We start from the raw sequence: 19,300 nt of genomic DNA, 5'->3' as shown, positions 1-19,300 counted from the left end.
TCAGTTCCCGAACCGATAGCCGATCCGCACCCCGTACATCCGCGGCTCGCTATAGGTCAGCCCTACCATGCCCGACGACTGGGCATATTGGTCGAGCACCCCGACCGGCTTCGCCTCGTTGGTCAGGTTGTTGACGAAGAATGTGAAGTCGATCGGCCGCCCGCCGACGTCCTTCAGTCCGATGCTGCCGTTGAGCAGGCCATAGGCGGGAAGGAAATTATAGAAGCTGCTGTTGGTCTGCGCGGTCGAAACCTTGGTCTGACGCACATAATTGGCCGCGAGCACCAGGTCGCCCACGCTGCCGAGCGAGGTCTCGTACGAGCCGCCGACCGAGAATTTATGCTTGGGGGTGTAAGGGAAGGGCGCGCCGTTCAAGATGGCCCCCGCGCTCGCATCCGCCACTTCGGTGTAGCGCGCGTCGATGTAGGAATAGCTGCCGTTGAGCGTCAGCCCCTGCACCGGCATGACCGCGAGGTTCAGCTCGATCCCCTGGATCTTGCCCTTCGCCGCGCTGCGGGTGACGTTGAGCAGCACGGTGCCCGCGGGCGTCTGCACCGCTTCCGCGGTGGTGCGCTGGATATTGTCGTAGATGCCGCGATAGGCAGCGACATTGGCGCGAACGTCGACGTCGCCGAGCGAGAATTGCGATTTCAGCCCGACCTCGATGTCGGAGAGGCGTTCGGGTGCATAGGTGCGGAATGCCGACCCGATCGGCACCGGGCCGTTGACGCCGCCCGACTTATACGCGTCGCGCGCGGTGACATAGACATGGACGCCGGGTGTCACATCATAGTCGAGGGTCGCGGTGTAGCTCGGATAATCGCTGTCGACCGAGCCCGAGACCGCGGGCGGACCGCCGATCGTCTGCGAGGTGAAGCTATGTTCCCAGGTGTAGCGGAGGCCACCGGTGACACTGAGCCCGGTCAGCGCAGGGGACAATTTGCCGAGGTCGACGGTCGCCTGCCCGAAGACCGCCTCGCTCTTGTTCGTCTGGGTGAAGAAGCCCGAGATCGTCGGAAGCAGGGTGCCGATGGGGAAGAAAGTATATTGTTCGATCCCCGCGGGATCGCTCCAGCTCTGGCGGTCGAGATAGCCGCCGACCGAGAAATCGACCGCGTCGTCGAACAAAGTGCCCTGCAGCTGCAGTTCCTCGGTGAAGAAATTGGGTGCGACGGTCGGGATGCGCCCGCGCTGCCCGGCGATCGGGAAGGGCATCGCGTCATAATCATAGCCGTAGATCGTGCGCAGCTCCGAATAGCTGACGATGTTGCGCAGCTTGATGTTGTCGGTCAGCTGGACCGACGCCTGGTTGATGACCTGCCAATATTTCGTCTCCGAGAATTGGTCGAGGTCATAGGAGACGCGGCGCGGGCCGCGCGCCTGCTGTTCGGCGACCGCGGTCAGCACGCCTGGATAGAAGGCCGCCACCGGCAGGAAGCCCAGCCCCAGCGGCGTGGCGTCGAAACCCGCCGCCGGGTTGTACGCGCCGAGCACGGTGCCGCCGCCATTGTTGTCCGAGTGATAATAGCGCAGCATCGTATAAAGTTCGACATTGTCGGTCGGGCGCAGGGTCAGCCCGAAGCGGAAGCTTTCATAGGCGAGATTGTCATAATCCTTGCCCGCGAAGAACGGGCCGACGTCCTTGGTATAGCCGTCGCGGCGGCCGACCTCGCCCGCGATGCGCAGCAGCACGCGGTCGGGGACGATCGGCGTGTTGAGCGCGCCCTCGATCCGGCGGTCGTCATAATTGCCGAGCTGGATGCGGACATAACCCTCGAACTCGTCCTTCGGCTTGACCGGTTCGAACAATATGTTGCCGCCGGTCGCATTCTTGCCGAACAACGTACCCTGCGGCCCCGCGAGCACCTGGATGTTGGCGAGGTCGAAATAGGTGCCGACGCGGCCGTCGACGTTGACGCTGTTCGGGACCTCGGCGAAATAATTGACCACGCCGGGGGTCGAGCCGAACGCCGGCCCCTGGCCGCGCAGCGCAAAATAGGCGAACTCGCGCGGGTAGCCGCCGCTGATCGTGAACAGCGAAGGCGTGTTGTCGGCGAGCGAGGTGCGGTCGGTGACCCCTTTTTGCTCAAGCGCCTCGTCGGTAAAGGCGGTGACGGCGATCGGCACGTCCTGCAGCTTTTCTTCGCGGCGCCGCGCGGTGACGATGATGTCATTGAGGCCGCGACCGTCTTCGGCCGACGTGTCCGGCTGGTCGGCGGGCGCCGCATCGGCCTGCGCGAACGCGGCGGCGGGCAGCAAGCTGGCGCTGCAAGCCAGTGCGACAAGAAAGGCGGAACGCATCGACATCATCTCTTCCCTCCCAAAGGATAGCCGGATTCATCCGGTCGAGACAGCGGATGAAGGAAAATGATATCGATGTCAATAGCTCTTGCTTCAAGCCGCCGGGGCGCTATCAATAGGGCAAGTCGATAACTGATATCGATAGCAGGATGGGGATGTCATGAGCGATATCGAGCAATTCGGCCCGTGGGTCAGCACGGAAGCGAAAGCGCGGTTTGCCGCTTTCCTGACCGAATCCGCGACTCCGGCGGACCTGTCGGAAGCGCGTCCCTATTTTGCCGCCTACAACCAGCGCCTGCTCGACAAGGCGACGGCCAGATATGCCGTCGATATTGCCGAGCGCGAGATCGCCGGGGTGAAGGTTTATGACGTCGTGCCGTCGGGCGGCGCCTCCGGATCGCCGGTGCTGCTCTGCCTGCACGGCGGCGCGTTCATGTGGGGCGAAGGGCCGGGGGCGCTGCTTGAGGCGGTGCCGATCGCAGCGGTCGCCGGCATGCGCGTGCTCGCGATCGATTACCGCCTGGCGCCCGACCATATCTATCCCGCCGCGGTCGACGATATCGTCGCGGTCTATCGCGCGGTGACCGAAACGGTAGATCCGGCGAGCATCGGCATCTACGGCTGTTCGGCGGGCGCGGTGCTGACGACGCAGGCGGTGGCGCATTGTCTTCATCAGGGCCTGCCGCCGCCCGGCGCCATCGGGCTGTTCCATGGCGCGCCGGTCCCCTTTGCGGGCGATGCGGCGCTGGCGCAGGCCTTATTCGATCCGCGCGTCCGCTCGGGTGCGACCCCGAAGATCGAAGACCTGCCATATTTCTCGGGCGCCGACCTTTCTGATCCGCTGGTGCTGGCGGCCGGGCACCCCGAACTGCTCGCGCATTTCCCGCCGAGCCTGCTGATCTCGGCGACGCGCGATTTTGCCGCGAGCGCGGTGTCGGTGATGCACCGCCGCCTGCTCGCGGCGGGTGTCGAGGCGAGCTTCGTCCTGTTCGACGGGCTGTGGCACGCGCATCATATGGACGTCGACCTGCCCGAATCGGTCGAGACCTATAAGATCGTCGCCGGCTTCTTCCGCAAATATCTCGGCTGAGACGTCAGCGGCTCGTTTCGCGCGCGACGAGTTCGACGGGAAGCGCATGCGCGGTCGTGCTCGTATTTCCCTCGATCAGCGCGACGATCGCCGCGCCGAGGGTGCGGCCCGCGGCGGCGCCGTCCTGCCGGATCGAACTGATCGACGGGCGGTGGACGCTGGCGATCGGCGCATCGTCGAACCCGACGATCGCGACGTCGCCCGGCACCGTCGTGCCATGCGCCAGCAGCGCGTCGCACGCGCCGGCGGCGATGAAGTCGCTCGCGGCGAAAATGGCGTCGAACGCCGTGCCGTCGTCGAGCGCGCGGCGGACGACATCGGCCGCGCCTTCGGGGGTGAAGGGGCAGGGCAGCGCACCGACCAGCCGCGCCTCGCTGGCCGCCAGCGCCTCGCGAAAGCCTTCGAGGCGGGCGGCGATCTCGGGATGCTGCATGTCGCCGAGGAACAGCAGGCGCGTAGCGCCGTGCGCGACGAGATGCTCGGCGGCGAGCTTGCCGCCCATGCGGTTGTCGCTGCCCACCACCTTGATGCCGACCCCCGGCACCGGTTCGCCCCAGGCGACGATCGGCAGGTTCATCGCGGCAACCTCGGTCACCCGCTGCGCGCCTTCGCCCTGACCCAGCATGACCGCGCCGTCGGCGCCGACCGCGTTGGACGACAGGAAATGCTCGTTCGTCGTCAGCAGGATCGAATAGCCCGCCGGGGTCAGCGCCTCAAGCAGCCCGCCGATGATCGCGAGGATCAGCGGATCGGTGTGCGATTGGTGGTCGGGATCGCGATGGTCGATCACCACCGCGATCGTCCGCGTTTCGCGCGTCCGCAGGCTGCGCGCCGCGACGTTCATGCGATAGCCGACCTGCTTCGCCACCTCTGCGATGCGTTCGCGCACTTCGGGACGGACGAGGTCGCTGCCGCGCAGTGCGCGCGACACGGTGATCTTGGAGACACCGGCCAGCGCCGCGACCCTTTCCATGGTCGGTCGTTCGCTCTTGCCGATTCTGCTCATCGCTGCACGTCCCCTGAAACCCGGTCCCTATCTACAGGCGAAGTAGCGGCGGACCAGCCCTCCGATCAAGTCATTGGCGGCCGCGACCGCCGCGATGGTGATGGGGAGGAACTGAAAGCCGTGCGGCAGGCCGGGAAGGCGGCAGGCGAGCGTTTCGACCCCGCTCCGGACCAGCGCCGCGGCATAATATTCGCCGTCGTCGCGCAGCGGGTCTTCGGACGCGGTGAGGACGATCGCGGGCGCGAGGCCCGTATGGTTGGTGGCCAGCAGCGGCGAGACGAGCGGATCGGATTCCGGCGTATCGCCCAGATAATATTCGCGGCACGCATCGAGATAGGGTTTCGACAGCCCCGGTGCGGCGACTTCGGCGAACGATGGCAGGGAAAAGCTCATATCGGTCGCGGGGTGGATGAGCAGCTGGAACAGCGGTTGCGGTTTGCCCTCGTCGCGGAGCCGCAGGGTCGCCGCGGCGGTCAGGTTGCCGCCGGCGCTTTCGCCGCCGAGCGCGACGCGGACCGGGTCGCAGCCGAGGTCCGCCGCCGATCGGCGCGCCCAGTCGAAGGCGGTCATCGCATCGTCGAGCCCGGCCGGAAATTTATGCTCGGGCGCGAGGCGATAACCGACGCCGAGGACCGCGCAGCCGCTCGCCGCGGCGAGGTGACGGGTCATGGCGTCATGCGTATCGAGGTCGCCGAACATCCAGCCGCCGCCGTGGAGAAAGACGAGGAGCGGCAAGGGGCGGTCGGAAGCGGGGCGGTAGAGACGAACCGGAACGCCGTCGGCGTCGAAATCCTCGACCCGATCGATAGCGGCCCCCGGCATCGCCGCCGCCATCATCGCCATGTTCGCGCGAAGCAGCGGAACCAGTTCGGGCGTGAGCGCCGGCATCTCCTGCGGCGGACCGGCGAAGGCGGCAATATCGGGATCGAGCATCGAATATCCTTCCGATGACATCGATAACAACGCGAAGGGCATTTGTCCAACGACCTTTCGGGGCGGGTCATCGGCCTGCCGGTTTCGGTCCATCATCCACGCGATAATCGCGCACGGCGGGCGAGCGATGCTCGCCGGGCGCGGCGCCGGCGTCTAGCGTCGGCCTTTGGGGCGCAAGGCGCCCGATTGGCGCGAAGAGGAGATGGACATGTCGGCGCAGACGATTGCCGCGCTTTGGGATCGCGAGATGATCCGCGATTGCCTGTTTCGCTATTGCCGCGGGATCGACCGGTGCGACGAGGCGATATTGCGGTCGGCCTGTTGGCCCGGGGGCACCGACGATCATGGCGCCTATAATGGTACCACCGACGGCTTTGTCGACTGGGCGATGCAGGCGCTGCCGTCGATCGAGCGCGGCATTCACCAGATCCACAATATATTGATCGAGCTGCGCGGCGACGAGGCGGCGGTCGAAAGCTATTTCACCGCCTTGCAGCGCCAGCCCGGCGGCGAAGGCGCGTTGGTCGAGCTTTACATGGCGGGGCGCTATGTCGATCGCTTCGAGAAACGCGCGGGCGAATGGCGGGTCGCCGACCGCGTGGTCGTCTTCGACTGGGTCGACGAACGCCCGGCGCCCGACAAGAGCGAGGCCGAACGGTTCGCGCATCGCAAGTCGGTCGGCAGGCGCTGGCCTGCCGATCCGGTCTACGCGCTGTTCGGTACCACCGCGAAGGGAGAGGCATGATGGGGATCGAAACACTGGCGTGGGAGCCGCTGTTCGTGATGCGACTGAACGTCGCTTATGACAAAGCGCAGCCGATCGGCGGCGAGGGCCGGATGGGGATTTTCCCGGTCCACGGAGGCACGTTCGAAGGGCCGCGCCTGCGCGGGCGGGTGATGCCCGATGGCGCCGACTGGGTGACCTGGCGCGGTGACGGCACGATGATCATCGATGTGCGCACATCGCTGGAAACCGACGACGGCGCGCGGATCGCGATGCAGTATACCGGGCTGATGGCGCCGACCTCGCCTGAGGCGGCGGCGCGTTTCGCGCGCCGCGAGCCGGGGCCTTATGAGGATCTCTATCTGCGCACGACGCCGCGCTTCGTCACCGGCCACCCCGATTATGACTGGCTCAACCGGACCGTCGCCGTCGCCAATGGCATGCGCACCGACGACGGCCCGATGTATCACGTCTTCGCGATCAGCTGACCGCGTCCGCTGCCGCGGCGAAATGATCGCCGTGGCGCTTGCGGAGTTCGGTCTTGAGCAGCTTGCCCGTCGCGGTGTGCGGCAATTCCTCGACGAAAATTACGTCGTCGGGTAGCCACCAGCGCGCGACCTTGTCGGCGAGATGCGCCATGATTTCATCCTTCGTACAGGCTTCGCCGGGATGAAGCTGGACGAGCAGCAGCGGGCGTTCCTGCCATTTGGGATGCGCGACGCCGATCACGGCGGCCTCGGCGACTTTCGGATGCGCCACGGCGGCATTTTCGAGATCGATCGAACTGATCCATTCGCCGCCCGACTTGATGACGTCCTTGGCGCGGTCGGTGATCTGCAGGAAACCGTCAGGGTCGATCTTCGCGACGTCGCCGGTGTCGAACCAGCCGCCTGAGTCGAGCGCGCTGCCCGCCGGCTGGCCGTGATAGGCATTGAGCACCCACGGACCACGGACCTTGAGCAGTCCCGCGGCTTCGCCATCGCGCGGCAGTTCGTGGCCATCCTCGTCCTCGATCCGCAATTCCACCCCGAAGACCGAGCGGCCCTGCAGCGCGCGGAGGTCGATCTGTTCGGCGTCGGACAGGTCGGCATGATGCGCGAGCGGGCGGCACACGGTCGCGACCGGACTGGTTTCGGTCATCCCCCACGCCTGCATCGTCTCGACCCCGAGCAGGGTGCGGAAGCGTTCGATCAGCGAGCGCGGGGTGGCGGCACCGCCGGTGAAGATGCGGTCGAGCTTGAGCGCCTGCCGATCCTCGATCGCGCGTTCGCGTTCGAGATGGTCGAGAAAGGCGAACCAGATCGTCGGCACGCCGAGCGAGAAGGTCACGCCTTCGTCGCGCATCAGCTCATAGAGCGAGACGGGATCGAGCGCCGAGCCGGGCAGCACCAGCTTCGATCCCGCCATCGCCGCCGAATAGGGGATACCCCATGCGTTGACGTGGAAGAGCGGGGTGACGACGAGGATCGAGTCCGCGGCGCCGAGTGACATGCTGTCGTTGGCGAGCGCGCTCATCGCGTGGAGGATGGTCGAGCGGTGGCTGTAGAGGACGCCCTTCGGGTTGCCCGTCGTCCCGCTGGTATAGCAAAGCGCGCTGGCGCTATTCTCGTCGATATCGTGCCATGCGGCGATCGCGCTCGGGCCACCGATCAGGCTCTGATAGGATATCGGATCGGCGATGCGCGTTTCGGGCATGTCGGCCTGATCGGCGAGGACGATTACGCGTTCGATCTTCGGCAGGTCGGCGAGCAGCGGTTCGACGATCGGCAGCAGGTCGGCGTCGACGCACAGGATGCGGGCGCCGCCATGGTCGATGATGTAACGGATCTGCTCGGGGAAGAGGCGCGGGTTGACGGTGTGCAGCACCATGCCGGCACCGCTGACGCCATAATAGAGTTCGAGATGCGGCAGGCGGTTCCATGCCAGCGTCGCGACCCGGTCGCCGGGCTTGAGGCCGAGGTCGGCAAGGCCCGCAGCGATGTGGCGCGCGTGGCGTTCGACCGTCCGCCAGTTCGAGCGGGTGAGCGCGCCATCGGCGCCGCGCGAGACAATTTCACGCCGCGGATGGTTGGTCGCCGCGTGGCGGATCAGCATCGCCGTCGTCAGCTGCTGCGCCTGCATCAGGCCGTTCATCAACTCTCTCCCTTTCGATCCCTTGATTGCCGCGACGATTGCCCAGACCGCGAGCGGCGCGAAGCGCGGCGACCGGCGCACCTCGACAATCACATTTGGGAAAGTCGCACGATCCCGCCCCGCTAGCGCGCCAGCCGCGCGTTGCTGCGGCTAGGTCCGTCGCAATCGATGGGAGATGCGATCATGAATCTGGACCTGGCACCCGCAGACCGGGCGTTTCAGCAGGAGCTACGCGAGTTTTTCGCGAACTCGATTCCCGAGGACTGGAAAAAGACCGTCCGCGCCGGGCTGCGCCTGTCGCCCGAAAATCTGGTCGCCTATCAGCGCCGCCTTGCCGATCGCGGCTGGGGGGCGCCGACCTGGCCGAAGCAATATGGCGGCACCGGCTGGACGCCGCAGCAGCTTCACATCTTCTGGTCGGAGGCGTCGGCGGCCGATGCGCCCGCGCAGTTCCACCAGGGGCTCGAACTGATCGGGCCGATCATCTTCACCTATGGCAGCCAGGCGCAGAAGGATTTCTACCTGCCGCGGATCATCAGCGGCGAGGATTGGTGGTGCCAGGGCTATTCGGAGCCGGGGGCGGGGTCGGACCTTGCGGCGCTGCGTACGCGTGCCGATCGCGAAGGCGATGAGTATGTGATCAACGGACATAAGATGTGGACGAGCTATGCGCATGTCGCCGACCGCATGTTCGTGCTCGCGCGCACGTCGAACGAGGGGCGGCGCCAGCAGGGCATTTCGCTGATGCTCGTCGACATGGACACGCCCGGTATCCGGGTGAGTCCGATCCACACGCTCGATGAGAAGCATCACACCAACGAGGTGTTCCTCGACGACGTCCGCATTCCCGCCGCCAATGTCGTCGGCGAGGAGGGCATGGGCTGGAATTACGGCAAAGTGCTGCTCGACCGCGAGCGCATGGTCGCCGCGGCGACCGCGATGTTCCTGCCGCAGACGCTGCGCGCGGTGCGCGAGGCCGCGACGCGTCGCAAGACCGCGCACGGCCTGCTAATCGACAAGCCCGAGTTCAAGGCGAAACTGGCGCAGGTCGAGATCGAGGCACTGGCGGTGCAGGCGATGGTGTTGCGGCTGATGGCCGATGCCGCGGCGGGCGCCGACTCCGGGCCGCGCGGATCGATGGTCAAGCTGCGCTGGTCCGAACTGACGCAGCAGGCGACCGCTTTGTGGGTCGAGACGCTGGGACCGAAGGCACAGCATTTCGCGGCGCTCGACGATGCGAGCGTGCTGCCCGAGGATATGCCCTTCGCGCTGAAAGGCGCGCTCTATGCGCGTGTCACCACCATTTACGGCGGGTCGAGCGAGATCCAGCGCAACATCATCGCGCGCCGCGCGCTCGGGCTTTGAGGGAGATTAGCGATGCAGTTCGCCTTTAACGACGAGCAGCAAATGCTGCGCGACAGCGCCGAACGCTTCGGTGCGGAGGAATGGAATGCCGCCGAGCGGTTGAAGCGGCTGGCGGAAGTTGGCGAAGGTGCCGCGCAGCGTTGGGGCAAGATGGCCGAGCTGGGGTGGCTGATGCTGCCGATCGCCGAGGAAGACGGTGGGCTCGGCGGCGGGCCGGTCGAGGTGATGGCGATCATGGAAGCTGTCGGCCGGCACCTGATGACCGATGCCTATGTCAGCCATTGCGTGCTGCCGGCGGCGCTGATCGCGGGCGGGGGCGAGCATTGCGCGGCGCTGCTCGAGAAGGTCGGGGCGGGGCAGGTGCGCATCGCCGCGGCGCTGGTCGAGGAGGAAGGTTTTGATATCGCGTCCATTTCGACCCGTGTGGTTGCTGACGGCGATGGCTTCAGGCTGACGGGGGCCAAGGCGCATGTCGAGGATGGCGCCGACGCCGACTGGTATCTGGTGTCGGCTCGCAGCGCGGGAACTTCGGGCGAGCGCGACGGCGTCGGCCTGTTCCTGGTTCCGGCGAGCGCCGAGGGGCTGAGTGTCCAGCGGTTCCGCGCGGTCGACAGCCATCGCCATTGCAGCCTCGCGCTCGAAGGTGTCGCGGGCATCCCGGTCGGCACGGTGGGCGAAGCGGCGGAGCGGATCGAGGCGGCGCTCGACCTTGCGATCGTCGCGCACCTCGCCGAGGCGGTGGGGTCGATGGAGGCGGCGGTCGAGGCGACGCTCGACTATGTCCGCACGCGCCAGCAGTTCGGGGCGCCGATCGGCAGCTTCCAGGTCGTCCAGCACAAGGTCGTCGACATGAGCGTCGCGTGCGAGGAAGCGCGCGCGCTGATGATGGTCGCGGCGTCGCAGCTCGCGGGCGGGGGCGACGCGAGGTCGCTCATCGCGGCGGCGAAGGTCCGCGTCGCGCAATGCGGTATCGCGGTGGCGCAGCAGGCGGTGCAGCTCCACGGCGGGGTGGGGACGAGCGAGGAACTGATCGTCAGCCATCATTTGCGCCGCCAGATGATGCTCGACCTGTCGCATGGGGATCGTGATTATCACAAGGCGCGGTTTGCGGAGATGACGCGCTAGCGCGCGATGACATGAGATTGAATCGTCATTGCGCGGAACGAAGCGACGCGGCAATCCAGAGTGGCGTAATCCGCTCTGGATTGCTTCGCTGCGCTCGCAATGACGAGGTGTATTAATCCAATGTCATCAATATTCTAGGCGCCCTGCTTCGCCTCGTCGGCCTCGATCCGGCGCCCCGCCAGCCAGAACAGCAGCGACCCGATCGCGAGCGGCAGCGCGACGAGCGCCATCGCTACGCGCAGGCCTTGTTCGCTACCCAGCGACGGGGCGAGCAGGTCGCTCGCGATGCCGACGAACAGCGGCCCCAGCGCGAGGCCGATCGCATTGGTCACGAACAATTGCACCGCCGCCGCCATCGCGCGGACGCGCGCGGGGACGAGCGTCTGCACCGACGCGAAGACCGAGCCATAGTTGAGCGCGTGGACGAAGATCGCACCGCTCAAAAAGGCGAAGGACAAAGACACGGTCGGGGCGAGTGCGGCGCCCGCGAACAGCGGCGCCGCGATGACGAGCGAGGTCGAGGGGACGAGCGTATAGCCCCTGATCCCGCGCCGCGCGGCGCGGTCGGCGAGCTGGCCGCCGACGAAGGTGCCGACCATGCCGACGAACCCGACGATCAGCCCGAGGCTGAGGCCGAGGAACACCGTGGACGGCACGCCCCAGCTCGCCGCCAGCGCGTCGATGCCCGCGACATGGGTGCGCATGTAGAGCGAGCCGAAGAAGGACGCCTGGCCATAATAGCCGAAGGCGCCCATCGCGGTGCCGAAGGAGATGAGCCAGAAGCTCGGCAAGCCGCGCAAGGTCGCGAGCACCTGACCCAGCGGCATGTGCGGCGCGGCGGGCGTCTGCGGCGTGATCGCGCGCTTGCGCGGCTCGTCGAGGGTGAACCAGACGATGATCGCGAGCAGGATGCCGGGCACGCCCGCGATCAGGAAGGCGGCGCGCCAGCCGAGCGTCGCGAGCAGGATGCCGCCGAGGACGAGACCGGCGAGCGAGCCGACGGGCACCCCCAGCGAATAGAGCGCGAGCGCGCGGCCGCGTTGTTCGCGCGGGACATAATCGGTGATCAGGCTGTGCGCCGCCGGGGTGCAGCCGGCCTCGCCGACGCCGACGCCGATGCGTGCGAGCAGCAATTCGGTGAAGTTGCGCGCGAGGCCGCAGAGCGCGGTGAAGCCGCTCCACACCGCGAGCGCGATCGCGATCATGCCGACGCGGTTGCCGCGATCGGCGATGCGCGCGAGCGGGATGCCGAGCAGGGTGTAGAAGAGCGCGAAGGCGAGGCCGCTGATCATCCCGATCTGCCAGTCGGCGAGGCCGAGGTCGGCCTTCATCGGCTCGACGAGGATCGTCACGATCTGGCGGTCGAGCATGTTGAAGGCGTAAACCGTCATCAGCAGGAACAGCGCGCCATAGGGCATGGACGCGGGCCGGGCCGTGTCGGGGGTGATCGTGTCGCTGGTCATCGGCCTCTCCATGGCGGGCGCTTTGCCCGTTCTTCGCAGGCGCCACTCTAGGCTTAGGCTGGCAAGACGACTGGGCGAGAGCGCGAAGGTTGGCCATTATCCCCATGCTGATTTGTCACCCCGCGCGCGCATCGCGCTCGCCGAGGTGTCGTGCGGCGCGCAGACGGGCGGGCGAGGAGAAGCAGCCATGGCCTTCGCGACGAACGGTGCCGTCACCATCCATTATGAGCGCATGGCGGCGGGCAACGGGCCCGTCGTGATCCTGCTGGCTGGGGCAGGGCGTCCGTCGACCGATTTCGATTATGGCTTTTGCGCGCCGCTCGTCGCGGCGGGCTTCGTGCCGATCCGCATCGACAGCCGCGATACCGGACGTTCGACCGCGCTGGTCGATGATGTGCCCGACCTGCATGCGGTCAAGGCCGCGGCGCTGGGGCAGGGCGATGCGCCGCCGCCTTATGGCATCGCCGATATGGCGGCCGATGTGCTTGCGGTGATGGAAGCCGAGAAGATCGGTGCGGTGCATCTGGTCGGACGCTCGATCGGCGGGCTGGTCGCGCAGCAACTGGCGGTGCAGGCGCCCGGGCGCGTGCTCAGCCTGTCGCTGGTGATGGCGATGAGCCGGTCGATGGCCGACGCGGTTCCCGATGCCGCGCTCGACCGGCTTGCTGCCGACCATATCCCCGACGAGAATAGCTATGCCGCACGCCAGCTCGGCGTCGCGCAGGCGAACGGCATGGCGGCGGATTTCGACGCGGGGCGCGTTGCCGAGGAGGCGCGGACAGCCTGGCGCCACGGCGTGCATCGCGGCGGCACCGCACGCCATTTCGCTGCCAGCCTTGCGGCGCCCGACCTGCGCCCCGCGCTCGGCGCGCTGTGCGTGCCGACGCTGATCCTCCATGGCCGCCACGACAAGGTCATTCCGCTCGCGCGCGCGCTCGAGACGGCGGAGGCCATATCGGGTGCGATCATCGAGATCGACGAGCAGATGGCGCATGACGGGCCGCCGCGGCTGCGCGCCGCCTGGGGGGCGCGGATCGCCGCGCATCTGGCGGGTTTGCCACCCATGTCCTGAGCTTCACCGGATATCACATATGTGATATGACCGATCGAAGTCACGCTTTTGCCCGTCCGGCGGAGGCGGGCCGCTATCGTGCGCGCAGCAGAGACCGCCCGCAAGGCGGCAGATTGACCGGCCACAGATGGCTTCAGCGCTGTCGTTGTTGGGGTGGAGAGATGAAGAGAAAACCCGTCAAATCGGCATCGCGCACCTTTGAAGTGCTCGAACTGTTCCGCGACCGCCGCGAGCCGTTGCGGCTCAACGAGATTTATTCGGCGCTCGGCTATCCGCAGTCGAGCACGACCAATCTGCTCAAAAGCATGGTGATCGAAGGCTATCTCAACTATAATCGCAAGACGCGGACTTACCTGCCGACGCTGCAGGTCGCCTCGCTCGGCAGCTGGCTTTACGGCCATGTCGCCTATGGCAATGGCTATAACTGGCTGATCGACGAGCTGTTCCGCAAGACCGAGGAAACCGTCGTCCTCGTCACGCAGAACGACCTGTTCATCCAATATGTGACGATGCGTACCCCCGACCATCCGCACAAGCGCCCGCCCAATCCGGGCGAGATGCGGCTGATGCTCGACGCGACCGCGGGGATGGCGCTGATGAGCCGGATGCGCGACCGCGAGATCGACAAAATCTATCGTTATTCCAACTATTATGAGCTCAATCCCGACAAGGCGATCACGCTGGAGGATGTGATGAGCCGGATCCGCTGGATCCGCCACACGGGCTATTGTTACTGGCCCGAGCATCCGGTGCCGGGGATCGCGTCGATCGCGATGCCGCTGGGCAACAGCAGCCATGGCATCCCGCTGGTGATCGGGATCGGCGGCACGACCGAAAGGCTGTCGCCGCGCCGCGCCGAGTTCGTCGAGATCATGCGCGAGACGATCGCCGAATTCCACCATCGCTTCCCGCAGGATTATCGCGGCGATGACAGCTCCGACGAGAGTGAGGAATTCGCCATCGCGGCCGAATGAACAATCGCATCTGAAATAAGCGGCGGCGCCGGACCGACCGGCGCCGCGCGTTCGCGTGCAGCGGCTATCCTCTGCCGTCACAAGAGGAGAAGATCATGCCCGTCGCCATCGACCTGTTGCCCGCCGGCGTCGCCGGGCTGGGCGAAAGCCCGCTGTGGGATCATCGCAGCGAACGGCTTTACTGGGTCGATTCGATCGCGCCCGAAATCCTGTCGAGCGATGCGGAAGGGGGCGATGTGCGCCGCTGGACGCTCGAACAGCCGGTCGGCAGCATCGGGCTGGCATCGGACGGCCTGATCGCCGCGCTGGCCGATGGTTTTTACCGGTTCGATCCCGAAAGCGGCCAAGAGGCGGCGATCGCGCACCCCGTGATGGCGCCCGCGACGCGGCTCAACGATGGCAAGGCCGACCGCCATGGGCGTTTCCTGACGGCGTCGATGCGCACGGGTTATGACGATGACGCGGGGGCGCTGTTCCGCCTCGATGCCGACGGCGGCTGGGCACAGCTCGAGGGCGGGGTGGCGATCGGCAATGCGATCAGTTTCTCGCCCGATGGCGCGACGCTCTATTTCGCCGACAGCCTCGATGGGCATCTGCGGCGTTATCGCTACGATTTCGAAAGCGGGGCGATCGGGCCGCGCGAGGACCTGGTCGATTGCCGCGAGCAGGGATCGGGCCCCGACGGCGCGACGGTCGATAGCGAGGGGCGGATCTGGGCGGCGCTGGTGCTGGCGCAGGCGGTGGCCTGTTATTCGCCGCAGGGTAAATTGCTGCGCTCGATCCCGCTGCCGCTGCCGTTCCCGTCGTGCCCGGCATTCGGCGGGCCGGGGCTCGACACGCTGTACCTGACGAGCATCGCCAATTCGGGGCATCGGCTGGTGGCGGATCATCCCGATGCGGGGCGGATCACGGCGATCCGCGGGCTCGATGCGCGGGGGATTGCCGAGGGGGTTTACGCTTAGCTGCGTTTTGAACCGTAGCCCTGAGCCTGTCGAAGGGCGCCTGTCAGAGAAGCGCCCTTCGACAGGCTCAGGGCTACGGTAATATCCTCAGCGCAAGGCGATCGAGATACCGCCGTCGACGAGCAGCGACTGGCCGGTGACGAAGCCCGAGCGGGCGCTGTCGGCGAAGAAGAGCACCGCCTCGGCGATGTCCGAGGTTTCGCCGAGACGGCCGAGGGGGGTGCTCGCGACGCGCGCCGCGAAGGTCGCGTCGTCGAGCATCGCGCGCACGCCTTCGGTCGCGACGGTCGAGGGGGCGACGGCGTTGACACGGATGACCTCGGGGGCGAGTTCGATCGCCGACGAGCGCGTCATGCCCTCGACCGCCGCCTTGATCCCGCAGTAGACCATCGCACCCGGCAGCCCCATGTGCGCCGACACCGAGGCGATGTTGACGATCGACCCGCCGCCACGCGTCCGCATATGCTTCGCCGCGGCCTGGGTACCCCAGATAATGCCCGCGATGCCGACCCCGAGCATCTTGTCGAGGCTTTCGGCGTCGATGCCGTCGATCGGCGAATATTTGGTCCACATCGCGTTGTTGACGACGATGTCGATGCCGCCGAGGTCGGCCGCCGCGCTGTCGAACGCCTCATGCAGCGCGTCGCGATCGGAGACGTCGCAGCCGAGCGCGACGGCTTTGCCGCCGTCGGCCTCGATTTGCTGGACGAGGTCTTCGGCCCAATGCGCCTTGCGGTCGAGCAGCGCTACGGCCGCGCCATTGGCGGCGAGCTTGAGCGCGATGTCGCGGCCGAGGCCGCGCGATGCGCCGGTGACGAGCGCGACGCGCCCTGCGAGTATCTTGGTCATGGATGGATTGCCCATAAAAATGGAGCCCGCTTTTGGGGCGGGCTCCAGTGGGAGAGAGATCAGAATTTGTAGCCGACTTCGACCCCGTAGACCCTGCCCTTGTTGAGCGGGGAGAAGGTCGAACCGGCGAAGAAGGGCAAAGGTGCCTCGGTGCCGAAGGTCGCTTCGTTGAGCAAATTGTTGCCGTAGACCGAGACTTTGACCCGACCATGGGTGACCGCGAGGCTGGCATCGACCATCGTCGCGGCGCGGAGCAGGCCGGTGTTCTGATCGTTGTAGAAGGCGGCATCGCGGTGGTTGGCACCGATGCGCGCTTCGGCATCGAAATCGCCGCCGACATTGGTGGCATAGGTGATCGAGCCGCCATAGCTCCACGGCGACAGGCGCGGCAATTTCAGGGCGAAATCGCGGTCGTTGATGACGCCGTCAGCGTTGAGATCGAACAGGATTTTTTCGTACTTGCCCTTGGTGTAGCCGAACTGGCCGGCGATCGTCAGGCCCGACACGGGCTTGACCAGCAATTCGCCCTCGAGCCCCTTGATCGACACGTCGGCGGCGTTGGTGATGATCTGGAAGTTGCCGAAGGGCGCGAAGGGCGCCTGGAACTCGCGCTGGGTGCCGTTGATGCGGTTATAGAAGCCGGCGAGGTTGATCCGCGCGACATTGCCGAATTCCTGCTTCAGCCCGACTTCATAGGCGTCCTGCTTTTCCTGGTCGAACGGACCCGGCGCGACATTGGGGTTGAGGTTACGGAAGTTGTAGCCGCCGCTGCGGAAGCCCTGTGCGAAGGAGGCGTACAGCAAGGTGTCCTCGGTCGGCTTGAACTGGACGCCGACGCGGGGGGTGAAGCCGCTCCAATTGTCCTTGTCGACGAAGTCGTAGGAACAGCGCAGCGTGTCGAGGTTGCAGCCGCCGACGCCGATCGAGCGGACCTGCACGGCCTTTTCTTCGGCCGAATAGCGCGCGCCGACGCTGACCGTCAGCATGTCGGTGATGTTCCAGTCGATCGTCGCAAAGACGCCGCCGGTCTTCTGCTTCTGACGCCCGCCGCCCGAAACGGTGAGCGCGCCGCCCGAGAGCAGGCGCTGTTCGGCGTAGTTGATGTCCTGGTCGAAATAGAAGAGCCCGGTCGTCACGTCGAAGGCGCCGAAGGTGCCCGCGTAGCGCAACTCGTTGCTGATCTGCCACTGCTCGATATTGTTGCGCGAGTGGAGGCTGGTGATCGGCGAGCCGTCGACATCGGCGCCGCTGTCGTTGCTCAGCGCGCGGACCGCGGCGATGTTGGTGATCGTGCCGTCACCGAAGGCGGTGTCGATGTTGATCTCGGCGATGCCCTGATCCCAGTCGGTCTTGGTGAAGCCCGCGTAATTCTGGTTCACGCGGAAGCTGTCGCGCGGGAAGAGGCCGTGGTTGGTGACCGCCGGGCCGTCGCCGCGGATGCGGCCATGTTCGTAGCGCAGGATCAGGTCGAAACTGTCGTTGGGCTGGAAGCGCAGGGCAGGGCGGACGATCAGCGTTTCGCTGCCGCCGATCTTCTTGCCGTCGAAGTCGTTTTTGAACCAGCCGTCGTCGTCATTGTAATAGACTGCGATTTTGCCGCTGAGCACGTCGCCGACGAGCGGGCCCGACACCGAGATGCTCGCGCGCTTTTCGAGGCCGGTCGACAGCGCGGCCTTGGCATCGAGGCGGAAGCGGTTGGTGGGCGTGGTGGTGCGCAGCAAGACCGCGCCGCCGGTGACGTTGCGGCCGAAGAGCAGGCCCTGCGGCCCGCGCAGCACCTCGACGCCCTCGAGGTCGAAGGTGTCGAACAGGACGCCAGCGCTGACGCCGAGATAGACCCCGTCGACGAACACGCCGACGGTCGGGTCGATCGAGGGGATCGAGCTGTTGATACCGAGGCCGCGGATCGAGAAATTGGCGTAGCCCGGGGTGGTGCCGACGCTTTCGAGCGAGGCGTTGGGGACCGCATAGCTGACGCTGGCGATCGAGCGCGCGTGGATGCTGTCGAGTTCGTTGCTGCCGAAGGCGGTGACCGCGATCGGCACGTCCTGGACATTCTGCGCCGAGCCGCGCTTGGTCGCGGTGACGACGATCGCGGTGAGGCCGCCCTCATCGGCCTGCGTCGCTTCGTCCTGCGCGACGTCGTCCGATGCGTCCTGCGCGAAGGCGGGGGCCGCGGTCAGGAGGGCGGCGATGCCGGCGCCCGCCAAAAATATGCTGTGCTTCTTCATCGTCCACTCCCTGATGAATCGCGCTTTCCTTGTCATCCCTCGATGGCGTTCGCCTCGAAGGGGGTGCGCGGGGTTTTAAAGGTCTTGGTGCAGCCCGTCGGGCAGGTTGCCCGGCCCCGTTCGTGGGTTGCGGGGCGAAGGGCAATGCGGGCGGCCCGGCCGCCCCCGATAATCACAAGCGCGATTCCGGAAGCGCGTGTTTCAATCGCGAATGAGATTTTTGGCGCCATGGACGGCTTTCGCGTCCGGTGGCCGCCGCCCGATGCCATGGAGACGGCAACTGGGAGAAACGGATATGAGCAACATTCGCACCGAAGTCGAAAACCATGTCGCGCTGGTCACGCTCGACAATGCGCCGGTCAACGCCGCCGCGCTCGATATGCTGCAGGAACTGACCGACGTCTTCGACAGCTTCAACGACCGCGACGATGTGCGCGTCGCCGTCCTCACCGGCGCGGGCAAATGCTTCAGCGCGGGCGCCGACCTCAAGAACCGGCCCGACCTGTCGATCCCCGGCAAGCGCTGGAACCGCAACCGCGTCGTCCGCGAAGTCGCGTACTCGATCGCCGATTGCGCCAAGCCGGTGATCGCCGCGGTCAACGGCCCGGCGCTCGGCGCCGGCTTCGGCCTCGCCGCGAGCTGCGACATCATCGTCGCGTCGGAAAATGCGGTCTTCGGCCTGCCCGAGATCGACGTCGGGCTGATGGGCGGCGGCAAGCACACCTCGCGCATCGTCCCGCACTCGCTGGCGCGGCGCATGATGCTCACCGGCTATCGCGCCCCGGCATCCGAAATGTATCGCCGCGGCATCATCGAGGCGTGCCTGCCCGTCGACGAACTGCTGCCCTATTGCATGGAGATGGCGGCGGTGATCGCGTCGAAGAGCCCGCTCGCGACGCGCTATGCCAAGGACAGCATGCGCACGATCGAGAATATGACGCTGCGCGACGGCTATATCTATGAGCAGGGCAACACCGCCAAGCTGTCGACCTCCTATGACGCGCAGGAAGCGGTCGCGGCGTTTGTCGAAAAGCGCGCGCCCGTCTTTCAGGGTCGCTGAGCGGAGCCGCCG

16 protein-coding genes are annotated in these 19,300 nt (G+C 66.5%); 9 read left to right on the top strand and 7 right to left on the bottom strand.

The window, feature by feature from the left end; translation table 11 throughout:
- The gene (locus tag EEB18_RS01620; RefSeq protein ID WP_187140400.1) at positions 1-2,307 is read right to left on the bottom strand and encodes a TonB-dependent receptor; all 2,307 of its coding nucleotides are present in this window, start codon (positions 2,305-2,307) and stop codon (positions 1-3) included.
- Between the two features lie 154 nt (positions 2,308-2,461).
- Here EEB18_RS01620 and EEB18_RS01615 point away from each other — a divergent pair, with 154 nt between their 5' ends.
- A complete protein-coding gene (locus EEB18_RS01615) occupies positions 2,462-3,391 on the top strand; it encodes an alpha/beta hydrolase (RefSeq protein ID WP_187140399.1) in 930 nt (309 codons plus the stop codon).
- Positions 3,392-3,395: 4 nt separating this feature from the next.
- On the opposite strand, the gene EEB18_RS01610 is transcribed toward EEB18_RS01615, so the two are convergent.
- Both EEB18_RS01610 and EEB18_RS01605 read right to left on the bottom strand, forming a co-directional pair.
- Entirely contained in the window at positions 3,396-4,397 is a 1,002-nt protein-coding gene (locus tag EEB18_RS01610; RefSeq protein WP_187140398.1) for a LacI family DNA-binding transcriptional regulator, read from the bottom strand.
- A 27-nt stretch (positions 4,398-4,424) separates the two neighbouring features.
- Entirely contained in the window at positions 4,425-5,330 is a 906-nt protein-coding gene (locus tag EEB18_RS01605) for an alpha/beta hydrolase (protein ID WP_187140397.1), read from the bottom strand.
- Positions 5,331-5,538: 208 nt separating this feature from the next.
- Here EEB18_RS01605 and EEB18_RS01600 point away from each other — a divergent pair, with 208 nt between their 5' ends.
- Together EEB18_RS01600 and EEB18_RS01595 are read left to right on the top strand one after the other, a co-directional pair.
- The gene (locus tag EEB18_RS01600; RefSeq protein ID WP_187140396.1) at positions 5,539-6,075 is read left to right on the top strand and encodes a nuclear transport factor 2 family protein; all 537 of its coding nucleotides are present in this window, start codon (positions 5,539-5,541) and stop codon (positions 6,073-6,075) included.
- Positions 6,075-6,542: a DUF3237 domain-containing protein gene (locus tag EEB18_RS01595; RefSeq protein WP_187669058.1), complete on the top strand. Its 468-nt coding sequence runs from the start codon at positions 6,075-6,077 to the stop codon at positions 6,540-6,542. The genes EEB18_RS01600 and EEB18_RS01595 overlap by 1 nt, the downstream gene beginning before the upstream one ends.
- Here EEB18_RS01595 and EEB18_RS01590 read toward each other — a convergent pair.
- Positions 6,535-8,187 carry a long-chain fatty acid--CoA ligase gene (locus tag EEB18_RS01590; protein ID WP_187140394.1) on the bottom strand — a complete coding sequence of 551 codons (1,653 nt, stop codon included), beginning with the start codon at positions 8,185-8,187 and terminating at the stop codon, positions 6,535-6,537. The genes EEB18_RS01595 and EEB18_RS01590 overlap by 8 nt on opposite strands.
- 183 nt (positions 8,188-8,370) lie before the next feature.
- Between EEB18_RS01590 and EEB18_RS01585 the strand changes: the two genes are divergently transcribed.
- On the top strand, positions 8,371-9,552 hold the full coding sequence (locus EEB18_RS01585; protein ID WP_187140393.1) for an acyl-CoA dehydrogenase family protein: 1,182 nt from the start codon (positions 8,371-8,373) through the stop codon (positions 9,550-9,552).
- A gap of 12 nt (positions 9,553-9,564) precedes the next feature.
- The gene (locus EEB18_RS01580; protein ID WP_187140392.1) at positions 9,565-10,677 is read left to right on the top strand and encodes an acyl-CoA dehydrogenase family protein; all 1,113 of its coding nucleotides are present in this window, start codon (positions 9,565-9,567) and stop codon (positions 10,675-10,677) included.
- Positions 10,678-10,811: 134 nt separating this feature from the next.
- Here the strand turns inward: EEB18_RS01580 and EEB18_RS01575 are convergent, their stop codons facing one another.
- Positions 10,812-12,140: a spinster family MFS transporter gene (locus EEB18_RS01575; RefSeq protein WP_187140391.1), complete on the bottom strand. Its 1,329-nt coding sequence runs from the start codon at positions 12,138-12,140 to the stop codon at positions 10,812-10,814.
- Between the two features lie 187 nt (positions 12,141-12,327).
- On the opposite strand from EEB18_RS01575, the gene EEB18_RS01570 reads away from it, so the two are divergent.
- The 3 genes from EEB18_RS01570 to EEB18_RS01560 all read left to right on the top strand — a co-directional run bounded on the left by EEB18_RS01570 (position 12,328) and on the right by EEB18_RS01560 (position 15,148).
- The gene (locus EEB18_RS01570) at positions 12,328-13,212 is read left to right on the top strand and encodes an alpha/beta fold hydrolase (protein WP_187140390.1); all 885 of its coding nucleotides are present in this window, start codon (positions 12,328-12,330) and stop codon (positions 13,210-13,212) included.
- 161 nt (positions 13,213-13,373) lie between these two features.
- Positions 13,374-14,186: an IclR family transcriptional regulator gene (locus EEB18_RS01565; protein ID WP_187140389.1), complete on the top strand. Its 813-nt coding sequence runs from the start codon at positions 13,374-13,376 to the stop codon at positions 14,184-14,186.
- A 95-nt stretch (positions 14,187-14,281) separates the two neighbouring features.
- Positions 14,282-15,148, top strand: coding sequence for an SMP-30/gluconolactonase/LRE family protein (locus EEB18_RS01560; protein WP_187140388.1), 867 nt, complete (start codon positions 14,282-14,284; stop codon positions 15,146-15,148).
- A gap of 87 nt (positions 15,149-15,235) precedes the next feature.
- On the opposite strand, the gene EEB18_RS01555 is transcribed toward EEB18_RS01560, so the two are convergent.
- Positions 15,236-15,997, bottom strand: a complete 762-nt coding sequence (locus tag EEB18_RS01555; protein ID WP_187140387.1) for an SDR family NAD(P)-dependent oxidoreductase — start codon at positions 15,995-15,997, stop codon at positions 15,236-15,238.
- Positions 15,998-16,056: 59 nt separating this feature from the next.
- Positions 16,057-18,228: a TonB-dependent receptor gene (locus tag EEB18_RS01550; RefSeq protein ID WP_187140386.1), complete on the bottom strand. Its 2,172-nt coding sequence runs from the start codon at positions 18,226-18,228 to the stop codon at positions 16,057-16,059.
- A 295-nt stretch (positions 18,229-18,523) separates the two neighbouring features.
- Here EEB18_RS01550 and EEB18_RS01545 point away from each other — a divergent pair, with 295 nt between their 5' ends.
- Positions 18,524-19,288 carry an enoyl-CoA hydratase/isomerase family protein gene (locus tag EEB18_RS01545; protein WP_187140385.1) on the top strand — a complete coding sequence of 255 codons (765 nt, stop codon included), beginning with the start codon at positions 18,524-18,526 and terminating at the stop codon, positions 19,286-19,288.
- Positions 19,289-19,300: the final 12 nt, after the last annotated feature.

This window comes from Sphingopyxis sp. OPL5 (genome assembly GCF_003797775.2).
Taxonomy (GTDB): domain Bacteria; phylum Pseudomonadota; class Alphaproteobacteria; order Sphingomonadales; family Sphingomonadaceae; genus Sphingopyxis.
This window is presented reverse-complemented; position numbering and strand designations above follow the sequence as displayed.